Source organism: Nautilia sp. PV-1, assembly GCF_004006315.1.
In the GTDB taxonomy this organism is placed as follows: Bacteria; Campylobacterota; Campylobacteria; order Campylobacterales; family Nautiliaceae; genus Nautilia; species Nautilia profundicola_A.
Genome location: NZ_CP026530.1, coordinates 16822 through 29916, shown reverse-complemented (window position 1 = coordinate 29916; position 13095 = coordinate 16822). Strand labels below are relative to the sequence as shown.

The following is a 13095-nucleotide window of genomic DNA, read 5'->3' as shown; positions in this document are numbered from 1 at the left end:
CATGAGAGTGGAATACGAAGGGGCTTTTAAGCTGAAAGGAAACCTGCTTTTTTTCGAAACGGTAAAAGGCGTGGGATACAACGAAAGCGTAACGCTCAGATGCGGGGATAAAACGCTCAGGGGAATTGTCAGCGCCGTTGACGAAAAAGTAACGGTTATAGAAATTCTGGGAGATACATACGGACTTGATATAAACAAAATTAAAGCCGAATTTCACTTAAAACCCCTTAAAATAAAACTCAGTGAAGAATATGTCGGAAAAGCGCTTGACGCGTTTGCAAATCCCATAGAAGGAATAACCGAATCTTTTGAAAAAGAATCCGATATAAACCCCGGCGCATACAATCCGGCTTACAGGGAATATCCAAAAGACATAATCCAGACGGGATTCAGTGCGGTTGATGCGCTCAACACACTCATAAAAGGCCAGAAACTGCCGGTGTTTGCTTTAAGCGGACTTAAAAACGACGAATTTGTAACAAAACTCGCAACACAGATTTCAATAGAAAACTCCCTGATAGTCTTAGGCGCGATAGGCATGAGGTTTGAAAGGGCCGAATATCTTATAAACTCCATATCGAATCAAAACTCCCAAATCACCGTATTTTTAAATCTGGCAAACGAACCGACGGTAAATTCCCTGCTGCTGCCCCGCACAGCCCTTACATTTGCCGAATATATGGCGTTTGAAAAAGGCAAAAACGTAATAGTGATACTTTACGATATGACAAACTACGCAAACGCCCTGCGGGAAATTTCGGCCAAAAAAGAGGAAATCCCCGGTAAAAAAGGATATCCCGGATATATGTACAGCGACCTGGCGTCCATTTATGAAAGAGCCGGGATTATCAAAGGCAAAAAAGGCTCAATCACACAGATTCCGGTACTTACCCTGCCTGATGACGATATAACACACCCTGTTGCGGATTTAAGCGGCTATATCACCGAAGGGCAGATAGTATTCAGCCGTTCTCTTCACAAAAAGGGTGTTTTTCCTCCGATAGACGTGCTAAGCTCACTTTCAAGACTTATGAATTCAGCAGTCAATTCAACACATAAAAGATTTGCTTCACAGCTTTACGCATCATACGCAAACGCCAAAAAAATAGAAAGTTTCGCTTCTATTATAGGAGAAAGCGAACTAAGCGATCTGGAAAAAAAATATCTGAAATTTTCAAAGGAATTTGACAATACGTTTATAAACCAGGATCTTCCGAGAAGTATGAATGAAACGTTTGAAGTTGCCAAAAAACTTTTAAAAATACTCCCAAAAAGCGAAATGACAAGACTCTCCCAAAAAGAACTCGGAGAAATTTATGATAAAGAATAAATCCACTCTTCTTGAATTGAAAAAAGACCTGGAAATCGTAAACGAAGGCGAGGAGATTTTAAGCAAAAAAAGGGATATCCTGCTTAAAGAAATTATGCAGATTGCCGACACTGTCGACAAAAGAAGAAAAGAGCTCAACGAAACCGTCAAAAGCAGCTACAATATCCTCATAAAAGCTCTCATGGAAAACCAAAACCTCTCTTTTGAATCTTTTGTCAAAACAGAACTAAAAGTAGTTCAAAAAAGCTTTTTGGGAATCGTTATTCCGAAAATCGACTTTAAAATAACACAAAAACCCCAAATAAGCCTTAATACCGATATTTTTGAAGATCTGGCGAGGGAAAGTTTTTTTAAGTGCCTGAAAATGATACTCGAACTTGCGGAGCTCGAAATAAAAATATGGAAACTCTCAACGGAACTCAAACAGACGCTTGTAAGGGTAAACGCCCTTAAATACCACTACATTCCCAAATACGAAAAAGAGATAAAAGAAATCAAAACATATCTTGAAGAAAGCGAAAGGGAATTTATAGCGGTAATTAAAAAGCTGAAATAAAAGTTATTAAGGTTTATAAGTTAATTAAGGTTGTTAGAGTTGTTGAAATTATTGAGATTATTAGGATTACTTGAATAAACTTCAACTAACTTAAAAACTTAACCAACCTTAATAACTTTCTTTCACTTTTTAGATCTAAAATGATATAATTAATAAAAAGGCTTCACATGAAAACAAACACAGTTATAGCGGAATTTCCTCTTGCAAACACAAAAGAAGGGTTAATTACCGTATCACACATTAAAGAACCTTACGGAGAAGGCAGCAAACCTGTTGTAAGTATCGGTATTTCTCTAAACGGAGACAATGAAAAACCGGACTGGAAAGCGCATATTCCCTATGAAAACATTGACGACGTTATAGCGGCTCTTAAAGCTGCAAAAGAGAAATTCGCCAAATAATGAGATTTCTCTTTTTTCTTTTACCGGCACTGTTGTTTTTAGGATGTTCAAACAAGATCAATCTTGCCGATTACAGACCGTATTACGTACCTAAAAACAGTGCGGCTCCTTCAAATTTTTCACCCAAAATAAAAAAAATATCCATGGTAAAATTTCCAAAATACAGATTCAGACATATAGATGTTTCTTCTGATACTTTTTATACGTTAAAAAATCTTTTATCATCTTCTAGATTCGTAAAAATTTTAAGAGTCATTACACCCGATAAAATAAACGAAGAAGTAAAAGCAGCCGAAATATCCAAAGAAACCGATTCCGATTTGGGAGCGGACTATATAATCAAAGGCCGTATTGTCAATGTAACATACACTCCTTTTTACCATAAAGGCTACTATTACTACATAAAAACAAAAAACGGCAAAAAACTTAAATATTCTCCTCCTTATTACTCATATGAAGCCTGTACGCAGCTTCATATCGACGTACTTGCCCTGCCGGATTTAAATAACGCTTTAAGTGAAAATTTTCAGGCCTGTTCATCATTCAGCGATACAGTTTCTTATAAAAGGTTTTATCCGAATTTAATTATAAAATCATCAGGTAAAGCCGCAGAATACGCATACAGTTCACTAAAAAGATTTTTCGCTCCCAAAGGATACATATATGAAGTAAAAACGGACGGAGACGATTTAATAGCAAAAATAACACTCGGCAAAAACCAGGGCATGTATGAGGGGCTTAAACTGAATATTTACAGACTTCAAAAAGACCCCGTTACGGGAGAAATAGAAAAATACAAAATAGGCGAAGGGACTGTGAGCAATATAATATTCGACAACTCATGCTGGATAAAAACAGATCTAAACGACAATGCGAAACTTGAAATAGGCGATATGGTAATACCTGATTTTAATACGTCTTTTTGGGATCTGTTTTAATGAAGAAGTTTTTAATTTATTTAACGGTTTTTCTTTTTGTTTCATGCGGCTCGCCTCAAATTCCGAAATGGTATGTTAACACTCCAAAAGACACAACTTTATATTTTTACTCTTCCGCCGAAGGCTACACGAAAGAAAACGCTTTAAAAAACGCTTTAAACGACATAGCTTCCAGAATAAACGTAAAAATATCATCAAGTTTCGTAATCAACAAAGGCATTCACAATCAAAAAACATACAGCGAAATATACCAGCAGATAAACACGCAGATAAAAAATATCGATTTTAACAATTACGAAATAATAAAACTGAAAAAAGAAGACGGTAAATATTACGTTTTACTGAGAGTCAACAAACAAAAACTCATATCAAACCTGAAACATAAAATAAATATGCAAATCGGCTCTGTTAATTTTTCCGCAGATTCTCCGATAAAAAAAGTTATAAAAGCATATCATGCCTTAAAAACGATCAAAAAAATAAAAAGCCGTATTTTTATTTTAGAATCTTTGGGAGAACCGATAGACGGCTATATTAATCAGATACAAAAAATTGAAAATAAAGCCCGAAAAATTATATTAAACACAAAATTCAAAATATCCGCAAACATATACAAAACACCGAGCGCTGAAGTGTTGTCTAAATATTTAAATATAGACAAACACTCTAAAAACGAAATTAAAATAATTATATCAGTCAAAAAACTAAAACTGTTTAATTATTATCTTATAAAAGGCAAAGCCACTGTATTTTTAAATGCTCCTTACACGATTACGTTTCTTGGAAAATCGGCATCAAGTTTTAAAGAAGCTGAATTTTTTGCAAAAGAAGAATATAAAAAAAGGCTTTTAAACCTTTTAAAACAGATATTTTAGTGTTTTTTTATCCTTGCGAAATAAAACCCTGAATATGCGCCTTTTGGAAGTATTCTCACTGTTTTGACCACATCCGGGTGATATTTTTTGTCTTCCCACTCGGTAATACCTTTTTGGACATTGTCAATCGGAAGGTTCACATCCACAACTTCCGCGTTTTCGTACCTGTTTAAAAGAAAATCCACACTTTCCTCGTTTTCTTCCGGAGCAAACGTACATGTGGCGAATATCATCTCGCCTCCGGGTTTTAGAGCTTCAAAAGCCGATATTATAAGCTCTTTTTGAAGTTTTGAAAATCTTCTGACCCTCTTGAGATTCCACCATGTTATCCCTTCGTCAAAATCTATATGCGCTTCGGAACTGCACGGCGCATCCAAAAAAACCTTGTCAAACATCTCTCCGGTGGCTTTATAAACGAATCTTCCGTCTTTGTTGTATGTCTGTATGTTTTTGGCACCGTGTTCTTTAAAGTTTCTTTTCATCCTGAAAAATCTGTTTTTATCCGGCTCCACAGCACTGACTTTTTTGGCTTTTTCGCTGAATATCAAACTTTTGCCCCCGGGAGCCGCAGCCAGATCAAGCACCCAGTCGTTTTTGTCTATATCAAGAGAAAGCGCTGAAATAATGGATGAGAGGTTTTGTATGTATATTTTGTTTGCTGTATATGTTTTGGATTTGGTTATTTTTTTCCTCTCTTCTATAGGAAGCGTATACACCCACTCGCTCCATTCCACAGGCTTGGGATTGTATCCTTCTTTTTTTAACTCTTCAACCGCTTCAAGCCCAGCCTTATGGCGGTTTATTCTGAATGAGAACTCTTTTTTTTCTTTCAGCCCTTCAAGAATTTCAGGGTTTATTTTATTTATTCTTTCAATAAAAATCGCTTCGTTTTCCCTGTTTCTCACTTTTAACCTTTCTTTATCAATATTATCAATTAATCTTCTAAAAAATAATATTTTTCAAAAAACACAATTATAATTTCGGCACTTTAAAAATATCGGGATGAAGAGGCGCCAGTTCTTCATTTCTGTCTATATTGCCGTACCATTCGTGAAACTGGTCAGCCACTTTAAACAGCCAGTCAATCAGATCTTCTTTTACATCGTGTTTTTCCCTTGCTTTATCAAGCACGTCCTCCACAAAATGCGCAAAATTTTTAATTCTGTCAATTTTCAGATACGCCGTTGCCGATTTCAGATTATGAAACATTCTGAATAAATCGTTAACGGCTTCGTCATAATTCGTATACAGTCTCTCGATCGTCAGATCAAGATTGTCTTCCATAATATCAAGCATCATCAAAAATTCTTCGATAATATTTGAATCAAACTCATTATATAAATAATCCTGAATTCCCATTTTAAGCCCCCTTTGCAATGAGAGGCAGCTAAATTATTCTTTCATACTCCTCAAAATCCATTTTCCACACTTTAGTGCCACAGAATCTGTCTCCTTCAGGACATACAGGTTTTATACCTTCCTGATGTCTCAGTGTACAAGGAGGCATGAATTTTTCAGCCGCTTTAACTCCGGCTTTTTTAAGCTCTTCCACCTGTGCGTAAACTATATCGAATATCTCCTCCTGGGCATTATAGCAAAGCCTCATCTGAGCTTTATGCGCAAATTCCTGGAAGTCGTTGTGTTCTATTATTTCAATATTGTGTGCATTAAGAAGAGCATACGCCGCTTCGCCGAAACCTAATGTTTCTTTTTGATTTTCAAAAAAATCATACGAATACTCAACAGCCCTTAAATAAAGCTCTTTTACACTGTTACATATTTTCGGCATATAAAAATCTCTTTTGTAAATGCTCTCGAGCTTCGGCCTAACTGCTGGTGAGCGTCTGTGACGCTGGTTTTGAGCATCTGCGCTTAAAGACAGCTTAATATAAGAATTAAAACTTCCGAGTATCGCTTCATCAAGATAAATGTTTGAAACTCTGAGCACTCCCGCATAATTGGCATTGAGATCAAAATCGTAATCAACTATGTCAAACACCTCAACCTTTTTGGTTACGTTTTTTGCCTTTTTAATTTTTTCTATATCAATATTCGGAAACACTACTTCTTCATTTTCGGCAAACTCTATTAAAGGAGCCAAATTTTCATCAATTTTCAGCATTTCCCTTTTCATTTGAGATACAAACTCTTCAGCTTCAGCTTTTGCCTCCGGTATCACCTTTACGGCATTTATATATCTTAAAGCCGTAATGATGTTTACGGTATGGTAAAGATGCGCGTTCATACCCATCGGCAGCAGATATCTTGCAAACTCCTGGGCCCTTTTTTTCGCTTCTTTTTTCTTAAACTTTGGAAGTACTTTTTCAATTTCCGGAGTCAGTCTTGAAATAAGCTCTTCATAATAAAAAAACATATTCTCATAATATTTCTGCCACTTTTCCCTGTCCGCGTTTTTCGGGTAAGTGAAATTTTCTATTTTCATTTTGGCGTATCTCTGGCTTACCTGCTCGGAATTGTAAAAAGGATGCGCGTGCAAAAGCCTCCAGATTAAAAGCCTGCTCATACCTTCAATTAAAAACGTAAAGTTATAATGCATTAGAGTCGTATGATGCCCGGCTTTAAATATGGAATTTAGTAAATCATTCTTTTTATCCCACTCAGCCGCACTTTCAGGAGTTACAATATGCTTGCCGAAATAACAGCTCCTCGCACTTCCTACAGCTATATCGGTCGGTTTGTATCTGCTCTCAAGCGCTTTTACAATCATCAAAATCCTTTATACATTTCAAAATAAATTGGTTTTCCGTCATCAATATAAACAAAATATTTATAAAAATACCTGTATATTTTAAATATTTTAACATTTTGTGCAAATTTATCCAAATAATAATTTCTTGCATTTGATAAAAAAGTTACTTTTTTAGGCATTTCCATTCTCATTAATGTGTTACCGGTCTTGCTTACATACCATACAACATACGGCGCAGGCATATTATGCAAAGAATCAGTAGTCTGCATATAAACTACCGTATAGTCCCCTCTTTGAGAAAGATTTATATATTTGGCATTTAAAATATCATAATAAAGCACTTTTAACGCAAGTTTTTTATAGTGCTCGTTGTTTAAAGTATTTTGAAGCATGTTTTTTGAAATATTCATATTTTTAACCACCCCGCTTAAAACAAACACCATAATCGAAAGAATCACTATAGATATCAAAAGTTCAATCAACGTAAAAGATTTTTTCATTTTATTTCCACAGAATAATATTTAACCTGATGGGCTTTATTATATACTTTTATCTTATTCATAATAATTTGAATATTTTTGGAATTGATATTTTCATTTTCCGAAAATTCAAGTTCATTTTTCACATTTAATCTTTCTTTTTTTAAAATATGAATGATTTTGTCATTACGGATATTAAAATCTCTGAGTTTTTCATATAAATTTTTGCCTTTTCCGAAAAGAGCGGCACTTGACTTATATACAAACGTATCATAATCTTTATTTAGTAAAAACAGATGCTTCGCATTCGAAGTAATCTGTAAAGCTACACTCATTATTACAAAAACAATAGCAACGCTTATCATTATTTCTATCAGAGTAAACGCTTTTTTCAATAGTAACTCCCTATTTTAGGAAAATATTTACTGTTTAAAAAAGTATTTTCGGCTTCATTTTCATTTTTAAACTTCAAAATCCTAAACGGTTTAAATACATACCAGACATTTTTACATTTTAATATAAAACTTTCCCCCGCTCCGTTTTCAACCCTGTATTTAAATACGGGGGTTTTCTCATTTTCTTTTTGATATATTTTTTTCTCAAAACTTCCGTTAATAAACTCATACACTTCAGGATTTTCACAGTTAAAAATTACTTTTTTGCTGCTGACAACGGTGCCGTTTTTATACACGGTTATTTCACCGTTTGGAGAAAGTCTGCTTTGCAAATCGGTAATATCGGAAGAAAAATAAAAAGAGGGAAGTCTGATAACAAGAAAACTTACGATCCCTATTATCAGAATTACAATAATAAGTTCGATTAAACTAAAAGCTAATTTTCGCATTCACTGAATTTTATGTCTTTATTTTCTCCGCTTCCGCCTTCTTTTCCGTCGGCTCCTAATGAAATAATATCAATGTTTCCGTCATTGTTGACGTATATATAATCATTTCCCCAAGGATCTTTCGGCAGTTTTTTTGAGCTTAAAAATCCGTTTGCAGGATAGTTTTTGTATTTCTGAGGATCAGGATTATGAATAAGCGCTTCAAGTCCCTCTTCCGTTGTCGGATAGCTTCCTTCGTTTACTTTAAAAGAATCAAGTGCGTCTTTAAGGGATTTCATCTGAACACATACGAGCTTTTTTTTAGCCTGTTCGCTCTGACCTATAAGATTCGGAACCACAAGAGACGCAATAAGTCCCAAAATAACAACTACAATCATTACCTCAATCAAACTGAACGCTTTTTTCATCCAATACCTTTTTTAAATAATTTTATCAAAAGTTGTAATTCAAACCAACAAAAACACCAAAAGAACTGGCTTTTTTCAAATTTAATTTATTTGTATTCAATCCTATAGAAAAATATCTGTTCTTAAAGTTAACTGTAAAATTTTTAAATCTACTTCCATAAGTAAACTTAAACTTATAATATTTTAACCCTATATAAGGTAAAACAAGCTTATCATATTTATCACATCCTATAAAGTATTTTTTATACTCATATTCAATATTATATTTTGTAACCATTTTGAGTGTATAATTGACATATTCTTCTTTTCCTGAAATTAAAGGATCATATACAATATGTCCGCTGGAATCATATTTTTTATTTGAAGAGTTAAGATATACAATACTGTGCGGTGAATTTTTTATAAAAAGCCTTCCGAATAAATCATTAATATTTAATAAAATTTTTGAAATATTATTTATATTGTATTTCAAACTTAAATAAAAACTTTTTCCATAACCGTTTGACGGTTTTTCGTAGTTCCAGCCGCTGTAAAGATAATTTTTAGAAAAATAGTAATCCGCTTTCGCATTATAATAATAATCGTTGTTTGACAATGAAATAACTTTACCAGTCACAGATCCATCCTGATATTCCTGCACTGATATAAGCTCTCCTCCGACAAAAATACTTAATTTTTCATTTATAAATTTTTTACCAACTATAAAACTGCTCAGCATATATGCTTTCAAATATAAATCAATATCATAAACATAATCAGGAGTTAAATTGTTTCCAGATATTAAATCATAAATAAATTCAGCAGTGTCTCTATTTGTTTTTATATAAAAATCCAACCTCTTACTTATACCGATATAATAGCTTTTATAATATCCTCCAAAATCAATTCTGGAATTCATATATGCGTAATTTGTCCCGCCTTTGGAATAAAAAGTATTCCAATTATGGAGAAAATCACATGAAGGTATAAAATCATTAGAATTTTTTAACTGTAAATTAAAATATACAGAATTGTTTCTATTCCAAGGATTAAAAAAACTTAGCTCACTGGCAAATAAAAAAAAAGGAAGAAAAAGAAGGAACTTTTTCATATTAATTTATTGATTCAAAAGTTCCGTCATTGTATTTAATTACAGGTATACCGTCTCTTTGTTCGATATATCCTACAACTTTGTCAGTTACATAAACCGGAATAGAATTTGTATAGTCAATATCACCGTTTTTAACAGGAATTGTTACTTTTAACCCGCTTGTAGAAGTAACGGTAACTGTTCCGTTTCCATTATCATCCCATTTGCCTGATAAAGTTACTGTTCCAAAATCAGTTCCGTCTACATTATAAGATAAATCTAATGTAGTACTTCCGTCTACAGAAGAAGTAAATGTTGAATTTACATTAGTATCAGCAAAACCTTCTCTTATTAATTTTACTGCAAGTGAAATTTCTGTATTTAAACCTTCTGTATTTTCCAAATCAACACTGCCTATATCATTTGACGATGCTGAAATAGTTCCTTGCAAAGTGGTAGAAGTATTAACGTCCCTAACAGTACCTGTAAATGTAATATTATTAGGTACCCATCCGTCATTTAAGAAATCATCATCTTCATCTACCCAAATTGTTTGTTGTCCATAATTATCGTAAATATGGGCAGTGTAATTGGCATCATTACATACAACCTGACTTTCTACAGCCCCTTCTAAAGAATAATACCAGTCATCAATATCAATCTCATTACTTGACTCAACAGTTGCAAAAACATTATACCATGGTGCACCCTGTTGTTGCGCATCAGACGGATTTACAGGAAGCTGATATGTAGTTCCGTCAATACTGATATTAAGTTCATTTGGAAGTGTCATATTGAATTCTTCGTTACCATTATCATCCATACATACAAAATATCCATTGATATTGTAGTAATATTTAAACGCCTGATCGTTACTTTCAGCTTTTACTAAAGGATTTTGAACATATTGCACATTTACAGTTCCGTCTGCTTCAAAATCTCCTGCTTTACCATCAATAGTAAAACTGTTTAATTTTACATATTTTAATTCACTTAAGTTTTGATCAGTTCCAGCCGCTTCAATCTCAATATTACTTGCTTCAATGGATTTATTTTCATCTGTTACATTCATTTTACTGACTAATAAATCAAATGTATAAGTATCTGCGTCATATTTTAATTCAATTGAAGTGTTAATATCCTGAGCAACTTCTTCTTCATCTGAAGCAGGTAACTGACCTACAACATTCATTGTAATATCAAAAGAACTGTTTAAATCTTCAGGTATCTGCTGATTTAACACAATAGTACCATTATATTCTTTTACAGTACCGTTTAAATCATCTTTTATACTGTAACTATAAGTTAAATTATCATCAGTTGATAAAGTAAACGTTCTGTTTAAATCAGGATTATCCAATTCAACAGTACCGCTTAAATTGCTATCCACAATACCACTAATTAATGAAGCCAATGTGTTTCCTGCTGTTTCAATATTATCAAAAGTAATATCTTGTAACTGTTCATTAAATTTGTTGGCTTCCATATCTAAAGTACCGTTTTCATCGGCATTTGATACTGAATTAATCTGAGTTCTCAATGAAGAGAATATATTTTTTGCCAAAAGAACAGCATCAGCATTTTCTACATATTTTGTAAACGTTCTTTCCTGAATGGACAATACGTGTCCGCTTGCATCAACAAACACAAAATAAGCCTCACTTGAATAATCGCTTAAATCTTTTCCTTTAAGCACATATACTTTTCCTTCATAATAAGGAAGAACAATCGCACCGTTAGCATCGACACTCCAATCACCAATATCTTTTCCATTCAACAATATAGTTCCGTCAGTATTAAATGTAAGTGTAGTTCCTGTTTGAGTAATATAAGTACTTCCGTTAATATCAGTAGCATTAAACTCACCAAATTGAGCATTTAGAATAGACGCTGCAATTTCTGTACTTGAATTAACTTCAGTTACCGGAGTAAGATTTGTAATTACTACATTGTCATTAAATTCCTGACCGCTGGCATCATAACCTACCACAGGAACCAGAGTATTATTTGTTTCTTCTACACCTACATATGCAGGATTTTCAAAATTGTTGTATTTTAATACAACTACATCTTCTAATTCATTCCATACACCGTTTCCATTTTGATTTAATGTTCCGTTGTCTTCATCAAATAAATAATCAGAAAAACTTCCATTCTGATCAAAATATAGCGGGCTTCCATCTCCTCCGGCTCTATATATTGTAACATTTGCTAAATTAATACCGGCAAATTGAACTCCAGCCGAATTTTTAAATGCTCTGACAGCCTGAAGGACATTATACATTTCTATAGCACTTGAAAGGTTTGTCTCATTTCCTGAAGTAGTTAAATTAACTTCTAAATCAGTATTTTTATATTCTTCCATTAATGTTTTGGCATCAGTTATATTATATTCATTAACTAACTGTTCAGCAACGTAAGTACTATTCATATCTGAAATATTGTAATCAAATCCAGGAGCATTTAATGCCAATAATCCACTTGAATTCAAATCATTATAAATAACATTTAACTGACCTTCAACAAGTGCTTGAGCAATATCAGCATCCGTAACGTTATTATCACTGACAACTTTTTCTAAAACAGTAGTATCATTTGAATCTAAACTGCTTTCTACTAACTGCTGAAGCTGATCACTTTCTAAAGATGTGTTTTCATCCACAGAATTAACAATTGTTTCGTAAACACTTTGATAATCGGCAGGAAGCGCTGCAGTAATATTTGTTTCATTATTGTCTACAATATTTGTAGCCACTTGTGTAATATTACCATCTTCAATAACATTAGCAAGCGTTACAGCTGTAACTAAAAGCTTTGGATCCTCAGTAGGATTTACCTGAGTAATATCTGTTCCATTAAGATCCAACGCTTCCGCAACTTTATTTACAACTTCCTCAACTACATCCGGAGTAACAGTTTCATTGTTTTCAACTTTTTGATATACGGCTGCAGCCGCTACTGTTGTAATAGGAGATACAACTAACGTACTGTGTCCCGCTCTTGGTGCAGACATCGAAACTGTTACAACATTACCTGTATAAATATCTTTACTGTCAGGGGTTGGCAGCATTAACACAGGTGCAATTGAACTATTCTGTTCACTTAAATTATATGTAATAGAAAACTTACCACTAGCATCCGTAGTAGCCACAGGTTCATTTGAATCACATTTTTGGTTAAAGTTTAAATCCAGACAAACCTTCGCATACGATACCGGACCATCTACTGCAGTTCCTGATACGGTACCGGTAGTACTAGCTGACGAACTTCCACTTCCACCTCCTCCGCCACATCCAATTAATAAAATTGATGCTGCTATACTTGAAAGTAATATTTTTGTACTCTTTTTCATCCGTTCTCCTTTTTTGATTTGACATAATATTTTATTATGATAATCTTAATGTTTGCTTAATATATAAAATGTTATGAATGAATATGGAAGTTATGAAGATATGATGAGATTAAAATAAAACTCCAAAAAGGAGT

The 13095-nt window shown here is 33.6% G+C and carries 14 protein-coding genes; 5 read left to right on the top strand and 9 right to left on the bottom strand.

All coding sequences use genetic code 11. From position 1 onward, the window contains the following. The first annotated feature begins 1 nt into the window (after position 1). The 5 genes from C3L23_RS00135 to C3L23_RS00115 all read left to right on the top strand — a co-directional run bounded on the left by C3L23_RS00135 (position 2) and on the right by C3L23_RS00115 (position 4100). Entirely contained in the window at positions 2-1330 is a 1329-nt protein-coding gene (locus C3L23_RS00135) for a V-type ATP synthase subunit B (RefSeq protein WP_127679155.1), read from the top strand. Beyond that, the gene (locus C3L23_RS00130; protein WP_127679154.1) at positions 1317-1886 is read left to right on the top strand and encodes a V-type ATP synthase subunit D; all 570 of its coding nucleotides are present in this window, start codon (positions 1317-1319) and stop codon (positions 1884-1886) included. Before C3L23_RS00135 ends, C3L23_RS00130 begins: the two co-directional genes overlap by 14 nt. A 167-nt stretch (positions 1887-2053) precedes the next feature. After that, entirely contained in the window at positions 2054-2287 is a 234-nt protein-coding gene (locus C3L23_RS00125) for a hypothetical protein (protein WP_127679153.1), read from the top strand. Then, positions 2287-3225: a hypothetical protein gene (locus C3L23_RS00120; RefSeq protein ID WP_127679152.1), complete on the top strand. Its 939-nt coding sequence runs from the start codon at positions 2287-2289 to the stop codon at positions 3223-3225. Before C3L23_RS00125 ends, C3L23_RS00120 begins: the two co-directional genes overlap by 1 nt. Beyond that, a complete protein-coding gene (locus C3L23_RS00115) occupies positions 3225-4100 on the top strand; it encodes an LPP20 family lipoprotein (RefSeq protein ID WP_127679151.1) in 876 nt (291 codons plus the stop codon). Before C3L23_RS00120 ends, C3L23_RS00115 begins: the two co-directional genes overlap by 1 nt. Here C3L23_RS00115 and C3L23_RS00110 read toward each other — a convergent pair. The 9 genes from C3L23_RS00110 to C3L23_RS00070 all read right to left on the bottom strand — a co-directional run bounded on the left by C3L23_RS00110 (position 4097) and on the right by C3L23_RS00070 (position 12961). Then, positions 4097-5005 carry an SAM-dependent methyltransferase gene (locus C3L23_RS00110; protein WP_127679150.1) on the bottom strand — a complete coding sequence of 303 codons (909 nt, stop codon included), beginning with the start codon at positions 5003-5005 and terminating at the stop codon, positions 4097-4099. The two genes, C3L23_RS00115 and C3L23_RS00110, sit on opposite strands and share 4 nt — an antisense overlap. Before the next feature lie 67 nt (positions 5006-5072). Then, a complete protein-coding gene (locus tag C3L23_RS00105) occupies positions 5073-5459 on the bottom strand; it encodes an Hpt domain-containing protein (RefSeq protein WP_127679149.1) in 387 nt (128 codons plus the stop codon). A gap of 28 nt (positions 5460-5487) precedes the next feature. Further along, positions 5488-6828: an FAD-dependent thymidylate synthase gene (locus C3L23_RS00100; protein WP_127679148.1), complete on the bottom strand. Its 1341-nt coding sequence runs from the start codon at positions 6826-6828 to the stop codon at positions 5488-5490. Continuing rightward, positions 6828-7310: a type II secretion system protein gene (locus C3L23_RS00095; RefSeq protein WP_127679147.1), complete on the bottom strand. Its 483-nt coding sequence runs from the start codon at positions 7308-7310 to the stop codon at positions 6828-6830. Before C3L23_RS00095 ends, C3L23_RS00100 begins: the two co-directional genes overlap by 1 nt. Beyond that, positions 7307-7684, bottom strand: coding sequence for a prepilin-type N-terminal cleavage/methylation domain-containing protein (locus tag C3L23_RS00090; RefSeq protein WP_127679146.1), 378 nt, complete (start codon positions 7682-7684; stop codon positions 7307-7309). Before C3L23_RS00090 ends, C3L23_RS00095 begins: the two co-directional genes overlap by 4 nt. After that, complete coding sequence (locus C3L23_RS00085) at positions 7681-8133, bottom strand: prepilin-type N-terminal cleavage/methylation domain-containing protein (RefSeq protein ID WP_127679145.1); 453 nt, start codon at positions 8131-8133, stop codon at positions 7681-7683. Before C3L23_RS00085 ends, C3L23_RS00090 begins: the two co-directional genes overlap by 4 nt. After that, the gene (gspG, locus tag C3L23_RS00080) at positions 8121-8540 is read right to left on the bottom strand and encodes a type II secretion system major pseudopilin GspG (RefSeq protein ID WP_127679144.1); all 420 of its coding nucleotides are present in this window, start codon (positions 8538-8540) and stop codon (positions 8121-8123) included. Before gspG ends, C3L23_RS00085 begins: the two co-directional genes overlap by 13 nt. A 25-nt stretch (positions 8541-8565) precedes the next feature. Further along, positions 8566-9438, bottom strand: coding sequence for a hypothetical protein (locus tag C3L23_RS00075; protein ID WP_168175681.1), 873 nt, complete (start codon positions 9436-9438; stop codon positions 8566-8568). A 193-nt stretch (positions 9439-9631) separates the two neighbouring features. Continuing rightward, a complete protein-coding gene (locus C3L23_RS00070) occupies positions 9632-12961 on the bottom strand; it encodes a hypothetical protein (RefSeq protein WP_127679142.1) in 3330 nt (1109 codons plus the stop codon). Between the last annotated feature and the right edge of the window lie 134 nt (positions 12962-13095).

What these genes read in the sequence shown, in the direction of transcription:
- C3L23_RS00135 (WP_127679155.1), top strand. Translation starts at nt 2, where the DNA reads ATGAGAGTGGAATACGAAGGGGCTTTTAAGCTGAAAGGAAACCTGCTT.
- C3L23_RS00130 (WP_127679154.1), top strand. Translation starts at nt 1,317, where the DNA reads ATGATAAAGAATAAATCCACTCTTCTTGAATTGAAAAAAGACCTGGAA.
- C3L23_RS00125 (WP_127679153.1), top strand. Translation starts at nt 2,054, where the DNA reads ATGAAAACAAACACAGTTATAGCGGAATTTCCTCTTGCAAACACAAAA.
- C3L23_RS00120 (WP_127679152.1), top strand. Translation starts at nt 2,287, where the DNA reads ATGAGATTTCTCTTTTTTCTTTTACCGGCACTGTTGTTTTTAGGATGT.
- C3L23_RS00115 (WP_127679151.1), top strand. Translation starts at nt 3,225, where the DNA reads ATGAAGAAGTTTTTAATTTATTTAACGGTTTTTCTTTTTGTTTCATGC.
- C3L23_RS00105 (WP_127679149.1), bottom strand. Translation starts at nt 5,459, where the DNA reads ATGGGAATTCAGGATTATTTATATAATGAGTTTGATTCAAATATTATC.
- C3L23_RS00100 (WP_127679148.1), bottom strand. Translation starts at nt 6,828, where the DNA reads ATGATTGTAAAAGCGCTTGAGAGCAGATACAAACCGACCGATATAGCT.
- C3L23_RS00095 (WP_127679147.1), bottom strand. Translation starts at nt 7,310, where the DNA reads ATGAAAAAATCTTTTACGTTGATTGAACTTTTGATATCTATAGTGATT.
- C3L23_RS00085 (WP_127679145.1), bottom strand. Translation starts at nt 8,133, where the DNA reads ATGCGAAAATTAGCTTTTAGTTTAATCGAACTTATTATTGTAATTCTG.
- gspG (WP_127679144.1), bottom strand. Translation starts at nt 8,540, where the DNA reads ATGAAAAAAGCGTTCAGTTTGATTGAGGTAATGATTGTAGTTGTTATT.
- C3L23_RS00075 (WP_168175681.1), bottom strand. Translation starts at nt 9,438, where the DNA reads ATGAATTCCAGAATTGATTTTGGAGGATATTATAAAAGCTATTATATC.
- C3L23_RS00070 (WP_127679142.1), bottom strand. Translation starts at nt 12,961, where the DNA reads ATGAAAAAGAGTACAAAAATATTACTTTCAAGTATAGCAGCATCAATT.